The organism is Burkholderia sp. Tr-20355, assembly GCF_017104685.1.
GTDB lineage: Bacteria > Pseudomonadota > Gammaproteobacteria > Burkholderiales > Burkholderiaceae > Burkholderia > Burkholderia seminalis.
On the sequence record NZ_JAAGPK010000021.1, the window covers coordinates 1 to 17750 of the forward strand.

Consider the following 17750-nt stretch of genomic DNA (forward strand, 5'->3'; position numbering starts at 1 on the left):
GGCGGCGTCGATGCGGGTGTCGATGTCGGCCAGCGCCGCGGCGGCCGCGTCGGGCGCGTTCAGGTCGAGCACGACCGTCGGCGGCACCGGCAGCCCGCGCGCGTCGAGCGCCGCGCGGAATGCCGCCTCGCGCACGCGCCGCGAGCTGACGCGCTCGAACGGCTGCACGACGAAATGGATCGCGTCGAAGCCGTGTTCGACCAGGTGCGCGAGCGCCATCTCGATCGCGTCGGCGTTGTCGAGGCCGATCAGGTCGGCCTCGAAGCCCTCGACCGTCCGGTCGACGAGCACGGCCGGGATCCCCGCGCCGCGCAACGGGCGCAGCACGTCCTCCTCCGCGCCGAGCGCGTTGACGATCAGCCCTTCGACCCGGTAGGTCGTGAGCAGCTGCAGGAAGCGCCGCTCCATCTCGACCTCGTTCGCCGCGTGACAGATGAGCGGCATGTAGCCGAGCGCATGGCACGCGGCCTCGACGCCCTGCAGCACTTCGACGGTGTAGGGATTGGTCAGGTCGGCCGCGAGCATGCCGAGCAGCCGGTTGCGGCCGCGCTTGAGCCCGCGCGCCATCTGGTTCGGCCGGTAGTTGAGCCGCGCGATCGCCGACTCGATCCGCTGGCGCAGATCGACGGACAGCACGTGGGTTTCGCCGTTCAGGTAGCGCGACACGCTGGTCTTGCCCGTGCCGGCCTCGCGCGCGACGTCGCTGATCGTCGCCGGACGCGTCGTGGAAGGTTGCGAATCGGTCACTGTCGTGCCTCGCGACGTACGATCCGCGCCGCTTCGTGAGCAGACGGACCTTTGTTGTTGGAAACGTAAGCCACCCGGCGGACTCCCCTGTCTGAGCGCTTCTGCGCCTGCGCCGGCCCCGTGTTTCGCGGTCGACCAGCGCCCGCCAGTCGCGTGCATCGGCAATCGGCCGCCCGGACCTGGCGCGGATCCCCGCCGCGCGACGCCACCGGCAGTGTAGCCGGCGCGTCGATGCAACGAGAGCGGGCGATCATAACGCAGCCGGCCCGCCCGCACCAAGACCCTCGACTCTAACCGTGCCCGCGCCGTCCCGGCCGGGTGCCGGCGGCGGCTCAGGCGTGCGCGAGCGCGTCCGGATTGACGAGATTCGTGCGCAGCGTGCCGGCCAGCGCGCCGACCAGGTTTTCCGCAGCGCAGCGCGCCATCGCGTGGCGCGTCTCGTGCGTCGCCGAGCCGATATGCGGCAGCGCGACGACGTTCTTCATCCGCAGCAGCGGCGAATCCGCCGGCAGCGGCTCCTGCTCGAACACGTCGAGCCCCGCCCCGCGGATCGTGCCCGCGCGCAGCGCGTCGATCAGCGCGGCCTCGTCGACGACGGGCCCGCGCGACGCGTTGATCAGGATCGCGCCGCGCTTCATCTTCGCGAATTCGGGTGCGCCGATCAGGTGGCGCGTCTCCGGCGACAGCGGCACCTGCACGCACACGAAATCCGACTGGGCGAGCAACGCGTCGAGCGTCACGCGCCGTGCGCCGTACTGCGTCTCGGCTTCCGCATGCGCGGAGCGGTTCGCGTACAGCACCTGCATCCGGAAGCCGAGCGCCGCGCGGCGCGCGACCGCGCCGCCGATCCGCCCGAGCCCGACGATGCCGAGCGTCTTGCCCTGCACGTCGGTCCCGTACAGGTCGGGGCCGATGCTGCGATGCCAATGCCCGGCCTTGACCCACTCGGCCAGTTCGACCACGCGCCGCGCGGACGCCAAGATCAGCGAGAACACCGTATCGGCGGTCGACTCGGTCAGCACGTCGGGCGTATGCGCAAGCACGATGCCGCGGCGCGTGAGATCGGCGACGTCGAAGTTGTCGTAGCCGACCGAGATCGTCGACCACGCCTTCAGCCGCGGGGCGCGATCGAGCATCTGCGGCGTGACCTTCAGGCTCGCGCCGATCGCGCCGTCCGCGTCGCCAAGTGCGGCGGCAAGCGCATCGGCGCCATCGGCCTGCACGACGTCCGCATGCTCGCGCAGGTACGCGAGGACGTCATCGGGCAGCGGCTTGTACGCGACGATACGGGGCTTCATGTTTCATTTTCCTTGCAGCGGCGCGGCGAGCGGATGCGCATCGCGCGCCTGGGGTTTGACGGACAGCGTGAGGATCACCGCGGCGACGAGCGCGGCGCTCATGAACGCATACGATGCGACGGGCGACCCGGTCGCACCGTTCAGGTAGCCGACGAAGTACGAGCCGACGAACGAGCCGAGCGCGCCCATGCTGTTGATCAGCGCCATCGCGCCGCCAGCGACGTTCTTCGGCAGCAGTTCCGGCACGATCGCGAAGAACGGGCCGTACGGCGCATACATCGCCGCGCCCGCGACGACCAGGAGCGCATACGAGATCCAGAAATGCGACGAGCCGAGCGCGTACGACGCGGCGAACGCGGCCGCGCCGATCAGCAGGAACGGCCACACGAAGCCGCGGCGCGAGCCGACCTTGTCGGAGGCCCACGAGGCGGCGAGCATCGCGATCGTCGCCGCCAGATACGGCAGCGCGGACAGCCAGCCGGTCGCGACCATCCCGAGCTCCGAACCGTTCTTGACGATCGACGGCAGCCACAGCACGAAGCCGTACACGCCGATGCTCCAGCAGAAATACTGTGCGCACAGCTTGATCACGGCCGGCGAGCGGAATGCCTCGCCGTAGTTGCGCACGGGCTTGATCGCCGCCTGCTCGGCCGCGAGCGCGGCGTCGAGGTCACGCTTTTCCTGTGCCGAGAGCCACGGCGAATCGGCCGGCTTGTCCTGCACGAGGAACCACCAGCACACGGCCCAGATGACGGCCGGCACGCCTTCGGCGATGAACATGTGGCGCCAGCCGAATTCATGCACGAGATAACCCGACACGATCGACATCCACAGCACCGTGACCGGGTTGCCGAGGATCAGGAACGTGTTCGCGCGCGAGCGCTCGTTCTTCGTGAACCAGTTGCTGATGTAGATCAGCATCGCCGGCATCACGGCCGCTTCGACGACACCGAGCACGAAGCGGATCGCCATCAGCGACGGGATGTTGCTGACCACGCCCGTGAGCGCCGCGCAGGCGCCCCACAGGATCAGGCTGACGAACACGAGCTTCTTCACGCTGCGGCGCTCCGCATAGATCGCGCCGGGGATCTGGAAGAAGAAGTAGCCGAGGAAGAACAGCGCGCCGATCAGCGACGACAGGCCCTTGCTCACCCCGAGGTCCTGGTTGATGCCGGCCGCCGCCGCGAACCCGTAGTTCGCGCGGTCGAGGTAAGCGAGGCTGTACGTGATGAACACGATCGGCATGATCGTCCACCAGCGTCGGGTTGCAAGATTGGCTGCCATGAGCGTGTCTCCGTATGTCGACCGGACTGGGTGCCTGGGCACCCGTCGGCCTGGAACAAAACTGCGTGTGCGTCGCACACGAAATGGATCCGCGGATTGTGCCGTGTCCGGCCTCTCATTGCGCGGTGACGGTTTCCTCTAAGCGATCGGTGCGATTGCTGACATTTTCGAGCCGGTCGAGGGCTTCACGCGTCGGCAACCCTTCCGAATCGCCGATCACCTGGATGGCGAGCGCGCCGATCCGGTTGCCGCGCGCGACGGCCTGCTCGACGCTGCGGCCTTCCAGCAACGCGCTGACCACGCCGACCGCGAAACCGTCGCCGGCGCCGACCGTGTCGACCACCCGTTCGACGCACTCGCCCACGACCGTGCCCTCGCGGCCGTCGGCCGTGCGGAAATACGCGCCTTCGGCGCCGAGCTTGATCACGACGCCGCGCGCACCCTGCGCGAGATAGAAGCCCGCGATGTCGGCCGGCGTGTCGTGCCCGGTGAGCTGCTGCCCTTCGGCGAGGCCCGGCAGCACCCAGTCGGCGAGCGTCGCGAGCGCATTCAGCGTTTTCGCCATCACGTCGGCGGACGGCCACAGCGTCGGGCGCAGGTTCGGGTCGAACGAGATCGTCTTGCCGGCCGCGCGCATTTCGCGCGCCAGCTGGAACGCCAGCTCGCACGAGGTCGCGGAGATCGCCGGCGCGACGCCCGTCAGGTGCAGGTGGCGCGCGCCGAGCACGTAGTCGGCCACGTAGTCGTCGCACGACAGATGGCTCGCGGCCGAGCCCTTGCGGAAATATTCGACGGTCGGATCGCTGCCGTCGTCGTTGCGCGACTTCAGCTGGAAACCGGTCGGGTAACGCGGATCGACCGTCACGCACGACGCGTCGATGCCTTCGCGCGCCAGCGTGTCGAGCACGTAGCCGCCGAACGAATCGCGGCCCACGCGGCTCATCCAGCCGACCCGGAAACCGAGCCGCGACAGGCCGATCGCGACGTTCAGGTCGGCGCCCGCGATCCGCTTCGTGAATTGCCCCGCCTGCGCGAGATGGCCGGGCTCGGCCGCGACGAACATCGCCATCGCTTCGCCGTAGGTCACGACATCGAGTGCTGCTTTCATGAATGAACTCCTCGGGATGCGGGTGCGGTCACGCGGCCGCGAGCCATGCGACCCGGCGACATGCATCGCCCGCCGGATCGGCCGCGTCGAACGGAAACTCGATGCCGCGCGGCGCGTGCGGCGGCAGCGCCGCGAGCACGCCGGTCACGAGCGCGTCGTCCGGTGCCGGCGCGACCGCGAAACGGCGCGCGCCCTCGCCTTCGACGGCCTTGCAGTGAATGTATTCGACATGCGGCGCGAGCACCTGCGCGCAATCGAGCGGCGCTTCGCCCGGCCACTGCCAGTTGCCGATGTCGAACGTCATCCCGAGCGCATCGCGCACGCCAGCCGCGGCCAGCGCGTCGAACAGCCCGCGGAACTGCATGAGCGCCCCGCCGACCGGAAGCTGGCCGTTCTCGACCACCACACGCGCCTTGGCGCCGCGCGACAGCGCGACGATGTCGGCCGCGTGCGCGTCGCCGGCGAAACCGCCGAGCTGGAATTTCACGAAGCGCGCGCCGAGCGCGTCGGCTTCCGCGAGCGCGTCGTGCAACGCATCGGCGTCGAGCGCACCCGTTTCCGTGTACAGCGTGGCCGGCGTCGAGTACACCGACCACAGCCCGTGGCCGGCGATCCGCGCGCCGAGCGCGGTCAGCGCGCCGGGCGTCGCATCGTCGTCCGACGAGAACAGTTCGCGCCGCACCTCGAAGCCGGTCGCGCCGGATGCCGCGACGGTCGCGATGAATGCACTGTGGCCCTCCTGGCGCACCCGGTCCATCCCGAATGCGCTCGCCACGATCACGATGTCTGCCATTTTGCCTTTTTTTACCGGAATGGAACCGGTTCCATTTGCTTGAGACGGATGGTGCGCCTCGCGCCGGAGCCACGCCATAGAGGAAATCCCTAAGGCCGGACGGGACGCAAACGCCTGCCCGCCGGCGCGCAACGCGTGTTCCCGCGCGGGCCCGGCAAGCGGTTTCGGCGCCTCAGGCGAGGTCCTGCGCGAGGCTCATGTCGAGGAATTGCGCGGCCACGCGCGACGGCGCGCCGCCGTGCGGCACGAGAATGGAGAAATGCCGGGTGAGCGGCGCCGGCGCGAGCGAGCGCAGCACGAGCGCCGCATCCGGGTGACGCAGCGACATCGCGGACACGAAGCCGACGCCCATCCCCGCGCGCACGGCCTCCTTCACGGCCTCGACCCCGGCGATCTCGAACGCGACGCGCATCGGCGCGCCGCCGTGCGCGAACGCGCGCTCGACGAGTTGCCGCACGGCCGACCCTTCCTCGCGCAACACGAGCGGGTGCGCGGCGAGCGCATCGAGCGTCACCCCCGCGTCGTAGCGTGACGCGGCCAGCGGATGGCCGGCCGGCACGATCGCGACGATCTCGTCCTCGTGCCACGCATGGACGGCCGTACCGGGCGGCAGCGCCTCGCCGGGCGGCCCCTCGATCAGCGCGATGTCGAGCGACGGCAGCGCGGCGACGACGTCGGCCGTATTGCCGCTCATCGTCTGGATGGTCACGCGCGGCGCAAGCGGCTGGAACGCCGCGATCAGGTACGGCAGCAGGTAGCTCGCGGGCGTCGTGCTCGCGCCGATGCGCAGCGTGCCGGCCTCGAGCCCGCGCACCGCGTTGCGAAACGCACGCGCCTGCGCGAACGTGTCGCGCTGCGCCTTCGCGTACTGCGCGAGCTGCTCGCCGACCGGCGTGAGGCGAATGCCACGGCCGTCGCGCTGGTACAGCGGCTCGCCGAATTCGTCCTGCAGCAGCCGCAACTGGCCCGACACGGCCGGCTGCGACAGATGCAGCGCCACGGCGGCGCGGCTGATGTTCAGGTGTTCGGCGACGGCGGCGAACGTTATCAGTTGATCCGGGGTCATGGGGACGAATTATCGGCTTTCCGGATAGTTTACGTCACAAATCACAATTTTTCATATCGATATAACAAAATTAGGATTACAGCATCGCCACACGCTCCATCACGGTGCTCTCATGTCCACTGCTCCGACTCCCCCTCTCAGCCATGCCGCGCCGTCGATGCGCGGCCAGTTGAACGGCGTGCTGTTCGTCGCGCTGTTCGCCGCCGCCGTCACGAGCCTGTCCGAGCTTCCCGCGATCGCGGGGCTCGGCCTGTCGCCGCTGATCGTCGGCATCGTCGCCGGCGCGCTGTACGGCAATGCGCTGCGCGACGGCATGCCGGCCAGCTGGGCCGCCGGCGTGAACTTCTCCGCGCGCAAGCTGCTGCGCATCGCGGTCGCGTTCTTCGGGTTGCGCGTGAGCCTGCAGGAAATCGCGCAGGTCGGCCTGCCGGGCCTCGCGGTATCGGTGCTGGTCGTCGTCAGCACGCTCGCGATCGGCACCTGGGCCGGCATGAAGCTGATGAAGCTCGACCGCGACGCCGCGCTGCTGACCGCCGCCGGCAGCGCGATCTGCGGCGCGGCCGCCGTGCTCGCGTTCGAATCGACGCTGCAGTCGAAGCCGCACCAGAGCGCGATGGCCGTGGGCAGCGTCGTGCTGTTCGGCACGCTGTCGATGTTCCTGTACCCGGTCGCGTATCACGCCGGGCTGCTGAACCTCGATCCGGCCGGCCTCGGCCTGTTCTTCGGCGGCACGATCCACGAAGTCGCGCAGGTGGTCGGGGCGGCCAGCGACATCAGCCCGGAGGTCGCACACGTCGCGACGATCGTGAAGATGACGCGCGTGATGCTGCTGGTCCCCGTGCTGCTGGTGCTCGGCTGGTGGCTCGCCCGCTCGGCGCGGGCAACGGCCGGCGGCGCGCACGGCAAGCGCAAGGTGGCGGTACCCTGGTTCGCGCTCGGCTTCCTCGGCTTCGTGATCGTCAATTCGCTGAACGTGCTGCCGACCGACGTCACGCATACGCTGAACGTGCTCGACACCTTCGCGCTGACGATGGCGATGACCGCGCTCGGCATCGAGACCCGCGTCGCGCAGATCCGCGCCGCCGGCCCGCGTGCGCTGATGACCGGCCTGATCCTGTACGTGTGGCTGCTCGTCGGCGGCTACGGGATCACCTGGGCCGTGCAGCACTGGCTTGGCTGAATTGCCCGCCCGCGACACTTCGCGCGCCGCGCCCGACGGGACCGTCCCGCCGGCGCGGCGCGGTGCTATGCTTCGCGTCGTTTTCCATCGCCCTCTTTCAGCCGTGCTCTCGTTCCTGCTGAAGCTGCGTACTCGCGCCCAAAAGCTGTTCCGCCTGTCGGACGCCCACACGATGCTGATCTGGTCGGCCATCGTCGGCGTCGGCGGCGCCTTCGCCACGATGGCGTTCCGCGAAGGCATCGACCTGATGCAGCGCCTGATCTCGGGGCACAGCGGCAGCTTCGTGCTGATGGCCAAGAGCCTGCCGTGGTACGTCCGGTTCTGGATGCCGGCGGCGGGCGGCTTCCTCGCCGGCTGCGTGCTGCTGCTCGCGACGCGCGGTGACAGGCAAGCCGCCAAGACCGACTACATGGAATCCGTCGCGCTCGGCAACGGCGTCGTGCCGGTACGGCAGAGCCTGTGGCGCAGCGTGTCGTCGCTGCTGACGATCGGCACCGGCGGCTCGATCGGCCGCGAGGGCCCGATGGTGCAGCTCGCGGCGCTCGCCGCGTCGCTCGTCGGCCGCTTCGCGCACTTCGACCCGCCGCGCCTGCGCCTGCTGGTCGCCTGCGGGGCCGCCGCCGGCATCACGTCCGCCTACAACGCGCCGATCGCGGGCGCGTTCTTCGTGTCGGAAATCGTGCTCGGCACGATCGCGATGGAGAGCTTCGGACCGATGGTGGTCGCGTCGGTCGTCGCGAACATCGTGATGCGCGAATTCGCCGGTTACCGGCCGCCGTACGAGATGCCGGTGTTTCCGGCCGTCACGGGCCCCGAGGTCCTGCCGTTCGTCGTGCTCGGCGCGCTGTGCGGCGTGCTCGCGCCGCAGTTCCTGCACCTGCTCGACGCATCGAAGCACCAGTTCAAGCGGCTGCCCGTGCCGCTGCCCGTGCGGCTCGCGCTCGGCGGCCTCGTCGTCGGCGTGATCTCGGTGTGGATTCCGGACGTCTGGGGCAACGGCTACAGCGTCGTGAACCACATCCTCCATTCGCCGTGGACCTGGCAGGCGCTCGTCGCGGTGCTCGTGTTCAAGGTGATCGCGACGGCCGCGACGGCCGGCTCGGGCGCGATCGGCGGCGTGTTCACGCCGACGCTGTTCGTCGGCGCGGTGTTCGGCTCGCTGTTCGGGCTCGCGATGGACGCGCTGTGGCCCGGCCATACGTCGGCCTATTTCGCGTACGCGATCGTCGGGATGGGGGCGTTCATGGCGGGCGCCACGCAGGCGCCGCTGATGGCGATCCTGATGATCTTCGAGATGACGCTGAGCTACCAGGTCGTGCTGCCGCTGCTGGTGTCGTGCGTGTTCGCGTACTTCGTCGCACGCGCGACAGGCACGACGTCGATGTACGAGATCACGCAGCACCACTACCAGGATGCACAGGAGCGGCAGCGGCTGCGCACCACGCAGATGCGCGAGCTGATCCAGCCCGCGCAGACGGTCGTGCCGCTCACCGCGAGCGTCGCCGACATGACGCGCGTGTTTCTCGAATACCCGGTGAAGTACCTGTACGTGACCGACGACGCGGGACGCTTTCGCGGCGCGGTCGCGCTGAAGGACATCACGTCGGACCTGCTCGACAAGCGCGACACGGCCGACAAGACGGCCGCGCACTACGCGCACACGCCGTTTCCGCTGCTCACGCCCGACATGCCGCTCGCGACCGCGCTCGAACGCTTCATGGCGTTCCAGGGCGAACGGCTGCCGGTCATCGAAAGCGAAGCCGAACCGACGCTCGCGGGGGTCGTCTACAAGACCTCGCTGCTCGACGCCTACCGCCGGATGACCGGCGAGCGCTGACGCGCGCAGCCGGCCCGCCCGCGTCGGTCAGTCCGGCGTGCGCCCCAGCACGACCCGCGCGAAGAACCCCGCCAGCACCGATTCGGCCACGTCGGCCGACACGTGCTGCGGATCGGCCGTGTAGTACGACTGCACGCCGTCGCACAGGCACATCAACCCGAACGCGAGCGTGTCCGCCGGCAGCAGCAGCGGCGTGCCGGACCGTTCGGCGAAGCGCTCGATGAACTCGGCCATCTGCACGCGCTTGCCGTGCAGGAACTGGTTGAAGCGCACGCGGAACTTCGCGTCGCGCGCGGCCTGCAGCTTCGCCTCGCCCCACAGCAGCGAATACTCGTCGTCGCGAAACAGCGTGCGGTAATACGCGAGCGACATCGATTCCATCTGCTCGCGCGATCCGCCGCCTTCGAAAATCGCCTCGAAATCGGCCCGCACCTCCGCGTGGTTGCGCTCCAGCAATTCCAGCAGCAGGTCGGACTTGCTGCGGAAGTTCGAATAGAACGCGCCGCGCGTATAGCCGGCCGCCGCCGCGACGTCCTCGACGCTCGCGGCCACATAACCTTTCTTCAGAAAAATGCGATGCGCGGCTTTCAGCAGACGTTCGCGCGTCTGGTCCCTGCTCTGCTCGCGAGTTAAGCGCTGTGGTTTCATGGCGCGCAGTCTAGCACCATTCCCCTTTCAGATTCATCTTTGCATTCAGATACAGGTGTGTATTAGAATTCGCCACAGTTTTCGAAAGTGCTGTCCGCGCGCCCGTGCCGGCGCCGTTTGGGGCAAGCGCCCGCGCGCTTGCCGGCTTCGTTCCGCTCTACCTCACCTGGGGGTTTCGTGAATCGCTCCGGTTCCCGCGCCACGCTGCTGATCGGCGCCGCGCTTGTCCTTGCCGCCTGTCATCCGAAAGAATCCGCGCCGCCCGCCCCGCGCCCCGTCGTCGCGCTGCCCGCGCGGGCCGACACCGCGGCGGCGGCCCGCTCGCTGCCCGGCGACATCCAGCCGCGCTACGCGACCCCGCTGTCGTTCCGCATCGCCGGCAAGATCATCGAGCGCAAGGTGCGCCTCGGCGACACGGTCAAGGTCGGCCAGGTCGTCGCGCTGCTCGATCCGTCCGATGTCGAGAAAAACGCCGCGAGCGCACAGGCGCAACTCGACGCCGCGACGCACAGCCTCGCGTTCGCGAAGCAGCAGCTCGACCGCGATCGCGCGCAGGCGCAGGAACACCTGATCGCGACCGCGCAGCTCGAACAGACCCAGAACAGCTACACGTCGGCGCTCGCGCAGCGCGACCAGGCGCAGCAGCAGCTCGCGCTCGCGAAGAACCAGCTTCGGTATGCGACGCTCGTCGCCGATCATGCGGGCTACATCACCGCCGAACAGGCCGATACCGGCCAGAACGTGTCGGCCGGCCAGCCCGTCTACCAGCTCGCGTGGTCGGGCGACGTCGACGTCGTCAGCGACGTGCCCGAGGCCGCGCTCGCGTCGCTCGCGCCCGGCCATGCGGCGACCGTCACGCTGCCGTCGCTGCCGGGGCGCCAGTTCGCCGCGAAGGTGCGCGAAATCGCGCCGGCCGCCGATCCGCAAAGCCGCACCTATCGCGTAAGGCTCACGCTCGCCGCACCCGACCCGGCGATCCGGCTCGGCATGACCGCGAACGTCACACTCGACGGCGCGCCGGCCGCCGGCGACGCGCAGCCGGTCACGCTGCCCGCGACCGCGCTGTTCCACGACGGCGCGCAGCCGGCCGTCTGGGTCGTGCGCGCGAAGGACGACACGCTCGAATTGCGCCGCGTCGACGTCGCGCGCTTCAACGAGCGCACGGTGACGGTATCGCACGGGCTGCAGCCGGGCGAGCGCGTCGTGCTGCAGGGCGTGCATACGGTCAGCGCGGGCGAGAAGGTGCGCCCGGTCGCCCCGCTGCATCCGGAGGACTTCGCATCGTGAGCACCCCGCACGAAGAAGGCCGCTTCAACCTGTCGGCGTGGGCATTGCGCCACCAGGCGCTCGTCGTCTACCTGATCGCGCTCGCGACGCTCGCGGGCATCCTCGCCTACACGCGCCTCGCGCAATCCGAAGACCCGCCGTTCACGTTCCGCGTGATGGTGATCCGCACGTTCTGGCCCGGCGCGAGTGCGCGGCAGGTGCAGGAACAGGTGACCGACCGGATCGGCCGCAAGCTGCAGGAGACGCCGGCCATCGACTTCCTGCGCAGCTATTCGCGCCCCGGCGAATCGCTGATCTTCTTCACGATGAAGGATTCGGCGCCCGTGAAGGACGTGCCCGAGACCTGGTACCAGATCCGCAAGAAAGTGGGCGACATCGGCTATACGCTGCCGCCCGGCGTGCAGGGCCCGTTCTTCAACGACGAGTTCGGCGACGTCTACACCAACATCTGGACGCTCGAGGGCGACGGCTTCACGCCCGCGCAACTGCACGACTATGCGGATCAGCTGCGCACCGTGCTGCTGCGCGTGCCGGGCGTCGGCAAGGTCGACTATTTCGGCGATCCCGACCAGCGGATCTTCATCGAGGTGAACAACGCGCAGCTCACGCGCCTCGGCATCTCGCCGCAGCAGCTCGGGCAGGCCATCAACGCGCAGAACGACATCTCGTCGACCGGCGTGCTGACCACCGCCGACGATCGCGTGTTCGTGCGGCCGAGCGGCCAGTTCGACAACGTCGACGCGATCGCCGATACGGTGATCCGCATCAACGGCCGCACGTTCCGGCTCGGCGATCTCGCGACGGTGAAGCGCGGCTACGACGACCCGGCCGTCACGCAGATGCGCGCGAACGGCAAGGCCGTGCTCGGCATCGGCGTGACGATGCAGCCGGGCGGCGACGTGATCCGGCTCGGCAAGGCGCTCGACGCGGAATCGAAGGACCTCCAGGCGCAACTGCCGGCCGGCCTGAAGCTGACCGAAGTGTCGAGCATGCCGCACGCGGTGTCGCATTCGGTCGACGACTTCCTCGAAGCCGTCGCCGAAGCCGTCGCGATCGTGCTGGTCGTGAGTCTCGTGTCGCTCGGCCTGCGCACGGGGATGGTCGTCGTGATCTCGATTCCGGTCGTGCTCGCGGTCACCGCCCTCTTCATGTACCTGTTCGACATCGGGCTGCACAAGGTGTCGCTCGGCACGCTCGTGCTCGCGCTCGGGCTGCTCGTCGACGACGCGATCATCGCGGTCGAAATGATGGCCGTGAAGCTCGAACAGGGCTACAGCCGCGCACGCGCCGCCGCGTTCGCGTACACGAGCACCGCGTTCCCGATGCTGACGGGCACGCTCGTGACCGTGTCGGGCTTCCTGCCGATCGCGCTCGCGAAATCGAGCACCGGCGAATACACGCGCTCGATCTTCGAGGTGTCCGCGATCGCGCTGATCGCGTCGTGGTTCGCCGCCGTCGTGCTGATCCCGCTGCTCGGTTACCACCTGCTGCCCGAGCGCAAGCGCCAGGCGCACGAGGCGCACCTGCCCGACGATCACGAACACGACATCTACGACACGCGCTTCTACCGCCGGCTGCGCGGCTGGATCGCGTGGTGCATCGAACGGCGCTTCGTCGTGCTGCTGATCACCGGCGCGCTGTTCGTCGTGTCGCTGATGGGCTTCTCGCTGGTGCCGCAGCAGTTCTTCCCGAGCTCCGACCGGCCCGAGCTGCTGGTCGACCTGCGGTTGCCCGAAGGCGCGTCGTTCGCGGCGACGCTGCGCGAAACCGAACGCCTCGAGAAGGCGATCGACAAGCGCCCCGAGATCGACCATTCGGTGAACTTCGTCGGCAGCGGCGCGCCGCGTTTCTACCTGCCGCTCGACCAGCAGCTGCAACTGCCGAACTTCGCGCAGTTCGTGATCACCGCGAAATCGGTCGAGGATCGCGAAAAACTCGCGACCTGGCTCGAAACCACGCTGCGCGACCGCTTCCCGGCCGTGCGCTGGCGCCTGTCGCGGCTCGAGAACGGCCCGCCGGTCGGCTATCCGGTGCAGTTCCGCGTGAGCGGCGACAGCATCGCGACGGTGCGCTCGATCGCCGAGAAGGTCGCGGCGACGATGCGCGGCGACGCGCGCACGGTCAACGTGCAGTTCGACTGGGACGAGCCGGCCGAGCGCTCGGTGCGCTTCGAGATCGACCAGAAGAAGGCGCGCGAGCTGAACGTCACGTCGCAGGACGTATCGAGCTTCCTCGCGATGACGCTGTCCGGCACGACCGTCACGCAGTATCGCGAGCGCGACAAGCTGATCGCGGTCGACCTGCGCGCGCCGAAGGCCGATCGCGTCGATCCGGCGAAGCTCGCGGGCCTCGCGCTGCCGACACCGAACGGCCCCGTGCCGCTTGGCTCGCTCGGCCGCTTCACGCCGACGCTCGAATACGGCGTCGTGTGGGAACGCGACCGCCAGCCGACCCTCACCGTGCAGTCGGACGTGCGCGCCGGTGCCCAGGGCATCGACGTCACGCATGCGGTCGACGCGAAGCTGAACGCGCTGCGCGCGCAGTTGCCGGTCGGCTATCAGATCAACATCGGCGGCTCGGTCGAGGAAAGCGCGAAGGCGCAGGCGTCGATCAACGCGCAGATGCCGCTGATGGCGATCGCGGTGTTCACGCTGCTGATGATCCAGCTGCAGAGCTTCTCGCGCGTGCTGATGGTGGTGCTGACCGCGCCGCTCGGGCTGATCGGCGTGGTCGCGACGCTGCTGCTGTTCGGCCAGCCGTTCGGCTTCGTCGCGATGCTCGGCGTGATCGCGATGTTCGGGATCATCATGCGCAACTCGGTGATCCTCGTCGACCAGATCGAGCAGGACATCGCGGTGGGCCACGGCCGCATCGACGCGATCATCGGCGCGACCGTGCGGCGGTTCCGCCCGATCACGCTGACGGCCGCGGCCGCCGTGCTCGCGCTGATCCCGCTGCTGCGCTCGAACTTCTTCGGGCCGATGGCGACCGCGCTGATGGGCGGCATCACGAGCGCGACCGTGCTGACGCTGTTCTACCTGCCCGCGCTGTACGCGACGTGGTTCCGCGTGAAGCGCGACGAACGCGACCCGCAGGACGGCCCGCCGCCAGGCGGCAGCGCGTCGGCCGCGCCGTCGGGAGCCTGACCATGGATGAATCGATGAACCTGAAAACAAAAGCCGTGCGGGCGCTCGCGGTGGCGAGCCTCGCCGGCCCGCTCGCGGGCTGCGCGTGGTTCGCGCCGAGCGGCGAGCCGCCCGCGATGCCGTCGCCCGCGCACTACGGCACCGTACCGCAAGTACAGCAGACCGTATCCGCGCAAGGCGTCGCACAACAGTTCGAAGTCGGCGCGCAGCCGGTGCCCGACTGGTGGAAGCAGTACCGCTCCGACGCGCTGAACGCGCTCGTCGACGAAGGGCTGCGCAACAGCCCGACGCTCGGCGCGGCGTCGCATTCGCTGGACGCCGCGCGCGAACAGCTGCGCGGGCAGATCGGCAGCTCGATGCTGCCGTCGATCGACGCAGGCGCCCAGGCGACACGCCAGCGCGCGCTCGGCGTGCCGATTCCCGCGCTCGGCGCGCCGACGCTGCTGTACGACACGTTCGTCGGGCAACTGCAGGCCAGCTATACGATCGACCTGTTCGGCGTGTCGCGCTTCGCGAACCGCGCGCTCGCGAAACGCGTCGACGTCAGCGCGTTCCAGCTCGAATCCGCGCGGCGCGCGCTGGCCGCGAACATCGTCACCGCGTCGATCACCGTGTCGGTGCTCAACGCGCAGATCGGCACGACCGAGCGGCTCGTCGCGCTCGCGAACGACCAGGCGCACGACGCCGAACGCCGCTATGCGCTCGGCTCGGCGTCGCGCAGCGACGCGCTGAACGCGCGGCAAAGCGCCGACACGTTCGCGGCGAGCCTGCCCGCGCTGCGCCAGCAGCGCGACTCGGCGCGGCATGCGCTCGCGGTGCTGGTCGGCCGCACGCCCGACCGGCCGCCGGCCGATCTCGCGCTCGCCGATCTGCATCTGCCCGAGCAGGTGCCCGTCGTCGTGCCGTCGGACCTCCTGAAAAGCCGCCCGGACATCCAGGCGGCCGATGCGGGGCTGAAGGCAGCCGCGGCCGAAGTGGGCCTCGCGACCGCGCAGATGTTCCCGCAGCTGTCGCTGTCGGCCGCGATGGGACGAGGCGGCTTCAGCTGGCCGACGATGCTGTCGGGCGCCGGCGCGATCTGGAACGTCGGCGCGTCGCTGAGCCAGCCGATCTTCCACGGCGGCGCGCTGCTCGCGCAGCGCCGTGCGGCGAAGGCGACCTACGAGGCCGCGGTCGACCAGTACAAGCAGGCCGTGCTCGGCGCGTTCCAGAACGTCGCCGATTCACTGGCGGCGCTCGAACACGATGCGGAAGCGCTCGATGCGTCGTCGCGTGCCGCCCTTTCAGCGCGCGGCGCATACGACGACGCGGCGGCCCGCGTGCGGCTCGGCGCGCTGCCGCCGTCGGCCGCGCGCGCGAGCGAGCTGCAGTACCGCAACGCGCGGCTCGACGAGATCCGCGCGACCGGCGCGCGGTTCGCGGATACCGCGCGGCTGTACCAGGCGATGGGCACGCCGCCGGCCGGCAACGGCGACACATCCGCCAAGACCGGCAGCACGGCCGGCGATGCCGCAACCGGTCAGCAGGCCCACGCCGCCGCGCCCGACACCGCCCCTTCGACGCCATGACCGGCTCCTTCGGCCGGACGCGTGCGGCGACCCCGCACGCGTCCGGCCACCGAATGCCGATCTTCCGCTTGACCCTCACGTAGCGTAACGTTCGAGACTCCAGTGTGCGCACCGAACGGAGGAACGAATGCGGCTGAAAGTGGGAGAACTGGCGAAACGCAGCGGGCTGACCGTCCGCACGCTTCATCACTATCACGCAATCGGTTTGCTGACGCCTTCGGCGCGCGCCGACAACGGCTACCGGCTGTACGACCGCCACGACATCGCCCGGCTCCACCAGATCCAGGCGCTGCGTCGCTTCGGCCTGTCGCTCGCCGAAATCGGCGATCACCTGAACCAGCCCGGCACCCCGCTCGTCGAGCTCGTCGCGAAGCAGATCGCGCTGCTCGACCGTCAGCTGGCGCAGACCGCGCAGCTGCGCGAGCGGCTCGTGAACCTGCATGCGCAGCTCGCGGCGGGCACGGAGCCGGAACTGGCCGATTGGCTCACCACACTGGAGTTGATGACCGTGTACGACAAATATTTCTCCGAGGAAGAACTCGCGCGCATGCCGATGTACCGGAAGAGCCAGACGGGCGACGCGGAATGGATCGCGCTCGTCGACGAGGTCCGTGCGCTGTATGACGCGGGCGTGCCCGCCGAGGACGAGCGCGTGCGTGCGCTCGCCGCACGCTGGATGGCGCTGCTCGTGCGCGACACGAACAACGATCCGCGGTTGCTCGCGAAGCTCAACCGGATGCACGAGCACGAACCGGCGATGCAGTCGAAGATCGGCATCTCGACCGCGCTGCGCGACTACGTGCTGCGCGCATCGTCGGAAACGAAGATGCGGCTCTTCGAGAAGTACCTCGCGCCGGACGAGATCCGCTTCATGCGCGCGCACTACGCCGAACGTGCGATGGAATGGCCGCAACTGATGGCCGACGTGCGCGACGCGATCGACGCGGGCACGCGGCCCGATTCGCCGCAAGGCCGCGCGCTCGCGCAGCGCTGGCTCGAACTGTTCCGCAGCTACGCGGGCCACGATCCGGCCACGCACGCGAAATTCCGCGCGGCGCTGATGAACGAGCCGGCGCTGACGAAGGATTCGTGGACCGACGAGACGCTGCTCGGTTTCGTGCGCGAAGCGATGGCGCAACTGGCGCCCGTACGCTGAGCGCATGACGAGGCGGGCGGCGGACGGGCCGCGGTGTGCCGCCCGCTCACCCTGCACGCATCGGCCGCCGGTCTAGTCGTTGCGTGCGCTGATCCCGCGCCAGCGCTTCGTCATGTAACGCAGAAGCACGGGCTGCGCCTTCAGGTCCGCGTTCGGCACGGGCGCCGCGCCGCCGTCGACGAACTTGCCGTTGACCGTCACGGTTTCCTCGCCGCGCAGCACGTATTTCGTGCCGGCGTCCACCAGGAAATACTTGACCTGATCGGCACTGACGTCGCCGCGGCAGCCGATCTTGTACGCGAACAGGAACTGCTTGCGGCCGTTGCCGAGCAGGTCGCGCATTTCGATCGACTTCGGTACGACGTCGAGGATCACGTCGACCGGACAGGCCTTCACGTAGTCGCGCACCGTCCAGTCAGGACGGCCGTCGAGCGTCGCCGCCACCTTCAGCTCGACATCGTCGCCGGACTCGGTCCTGGCCAGCGTCACCGCGTGCGCGCCGGCCGCATCGGTCCACGTATAGTCGGCGGCCTGGGCCGGGTTGCACGAGACGGCGGCCGCAAGAAACAGGCAAGGCGAAAGGAAGCGTCGGTTCATCGGCGAAGGGGCGGAACGGGAATACGTCATTATCG

14 protein-coding genes are annotated in these 17750 nt (G+C 69.4%); 6 read left to right on the forward strand and 8 right to left on the reverse strand.

Going from position 1 to position 17750, the window contains the following annotated elements; genetic code table 11:
- The 6 genes from G3N62_RS07965 to G3N62_RS07990 all read right to left on the reverse strand — a co-directional run.
- The coding region (locus G3N62_RS07965) for a LacI family DNA-binding transcriptional regulator (RefSeq protein ID WP_206141220.1) at positions 1-747 on the reverse strand (747 nt) is incomplete at its 3' end.
- A 332-nt stretch (positions 748-1079) separates the two neighbouring features.
- Complete coding sequence (locus G3N62_RS07970) at positions 1080-2045, reverse strand: NAD(P)-dependent oxidoreductase (RefSeq protein WP_059557636.1); 966 nt, start codon at positions 2043-2045, stop codon at positions 1080-1082.
- Between the two features lie 3 nt (positions 2046-2048).
- Positions 2049-3329, reverse strand: coding sequence for an MFS transporter (locus tag G3N62_RS07975; protein ID WP_034186828.1), 1281 nt, complete (start codon positions 3327-3329; stop codon positions 2049-2051).
- Between the two features lie 115 nt (positions 3330-3444).
- Positions 3445-4437 (reverse strand): sugar kinase, encoded by a 993-nt coding sequence (locus tag G3N62_RS07980; protein WP_124669021.1) that lies wholly within the window; start codon positions 4435-4437, stop codon positions 3445-3447.
- 28 nt (positions 4438-4465) lie between these two features.
- Positions 4466-5230: a sugar phosphate isomerase/epimerase gene (locus G3N62_RS07985; protein WP_124669020.1), complete on the reverse strand. Its 765-nt coding sequence runs from the start codon at positions 5228-5230 to the stop codon at positions 4466-4468.
- A gap of 172 nt (positions 5231-5402) precedes the next feature.
- Positions 5403-6296 carry a LysR family transcriptional regulator gene (locus G3N62_RS07990; protein ID WP_124669019.1) on the reverse strand — a complete coding sequence of 298 codons (894 nt, stop codon included), beginning with the start codon at positions 6294-6296 and terminating at the stop codon, positions 5403-5405.
- 112 nt (positions 6297-6408) lie between these two features.
- Here G3N62_RS07990 and G3N62_RS07995 point away from each other — a divergent pair, with 112 nt between their 5' ends.
- Both G3N62_RS07995 and G3N62_RS08000 read left to right on the forward strand, forming a co-directional pair.
- Positions 6409-7476 (forward strand): YeiH family protein, encoded by a 1068-nt coding sequence (locus G3N62_RS07995; protein WP_034186824.1) that lies wholly within the window; start codon positions 6409-6411, stop codon positions 7474-7476.
- A gap of 103 nt (positions 7477-7579) precedes the next feature.
- Positions 7580-9313: a ClcB-like voltage-gated chloride channel protein gene (locus G3N62_RS08000; protein WP_206141223.1), complete on the forward strand. Its 1734-nt coding sequence runs from the start codon at positions 7580-7582 to the stop codon at positions 9311-9313.
- 27 nt (positions 9314-9340) lie between these two features.
- Here G3N62_RS08000 and G3N62_RS08005 read toward each other — a convergent pair whose 3' ends face one another.
- Positions 9341-9961 (reverse strand): TetR/AcrR family transcriptional regulator, encoded by a 621-nt coding sequence (locus G3N62_RS08005; protein WP_034186822.1) that lies wholly within the window; start codon positions 9959-9961, stop codon positions 9341-9343.
- A 177-nt stretch (positions 9962-10138) separates the two neighbouring features.
- Here G3N62_RS08005 and G3N62_RS08010 point away from each other — a divergent pair, with 177 nt between their 5' ends.
- The 4 genes from G3N62_RS08010 (at position 10139) to G3N62_RS08025 (ending at position 17118) form a co-directional block, all read left to right on the forward strand.
- Positions 10139-11248: an efflux RND transporter periplasmic adaptor subunit gene (locus tag G3N62_RS08010; protein ID WP_124669016.1), complete on the forward strand. Its 1110-nt coding sequence runs from the start codon at positions 10139-10141 to the stop codon at positions 11246-11248.
- The gene (locus G3N62_RS08015; protein WP_034186820.1) at positions 11245-14394 is read left to right on the forward strand and encodes an efflux RND transporter permease subunit; all 3150 of its coding nucleotides are present in this window, start codon (positions 11245-11247) and stop codon (positions 14392-14394) included. Before G3N62_RS08010 ends, G3N62_RS08015 begins: the two co-directional genes overlap by 4 nt.
- Positions 14395-14396: 2 nt before the next feature.
- Positions 14397-15962: an efflux transporter outer membrane subunit gene (locus G3N62_RS08020; protein WP_059557633.1), complete on the forward strand. Its 1566-nt coding sequence runs from the start codon at positions 14397-14399 to the stop codon at positions 15960-15962.
- A 127-nt stretch (positions 15963-16089) separates the two neighbouring features.
- On the forward strand, positions 16090-17118 hold the full coding sequence (locus G3N62_RS08025; protein ID WP_124607904.1) for a MerR family transcriptional regulator: 1029 nt from the start codon (positions 16090-16092) through the stop codon (positions 17116-17118).
- Positions 17119-17190: 72 nt separating this feature from the next.
- Here the strand turns inward: G3N62_RS08025 and G3N62_RS08030 are convergent, their stop codons facing one another.
- Positions 17191-17715, reverse strand: coding sequence for a DUF4124 domain-containing protein (locus G3N62_RS08030; protein WP_124669015.1), 525 nt, complete (start codon positions 17713-17715; stop codon positions 17191-17193).
- Between the last annotated feature and the right edge of the window lie 35 nt (positions 17716-17750).

Coding starts and splice junctions, on each gene's coding strand:
- G3N62_RS07970 (WP_059557636.1), bottom strand. CDS start 2,045: ATGAAGCCCCGTATCGTCGCGTACAAGCCGCTGCCCGATGACGTCCTC.
- G3N62_RS07975 (WP_034186828.1), bottom strand. CDS start 3,329: ATGGCAGCCAATCTTGCAACCCGACGCTGGTGGACGATCATGCCGATC.
- G3N62_RS07980 (WP_124669021.1), bottom strand. CDS start 4,437: ATGAAAGCAGCACTCGATGTCGTGACCTACGGCGAAGCGATGGCGATG.
- G3N62_RS07985 (WP_124669020.1), bottom strand. CDS start 5,230: ATGGCAGACATCGTGATCGTGGCGAGCGCATTCGGGATGGACCGGGTG.
- G3N62_RS07990 (WP_124669019.1), bottom strand. CDS start 6,296: ATGACCCCGGATCAACTGATAACGTTCGCCGCCGTCGCCGAACACCTG.
- G3N62_RS07995 (WP_034186824.1), top strand. CDS start 6,409: ATGTCCACTGCTCCGACTCCCCCTCTCAGCCATGCCGCGCCGTCGATG.
- G3N62_RS08005 (WP_034186822.1), bottom strand. CDS start 9,961: ATGAAACCACAGCGCTTAACTCGCGAGCAGAGCAGGGACCAGACGCGC.
- G3N62_RS08020 (WP_059557633.1), top strand. CDS start 14,397: ATGGATGAATCGATGAACCTGAAAACAAAAGCCGTGCGGGCGCTCGCG.
- G3N62_RS08025 (WP_124607904.1), top strand. CDS start 16,090: ATGCGGCTGAAAGTGGGAGAACTGGCGAAACGCAGCGGGCTGACCGTC.
- G3N62_RS08030 (WP_124669015.1), bottom strand. CDS start 17,715: ATGAACCGACGCTTCCTTTCGCCTTGCCTGTTTCTTGCGGCCGCCGTC.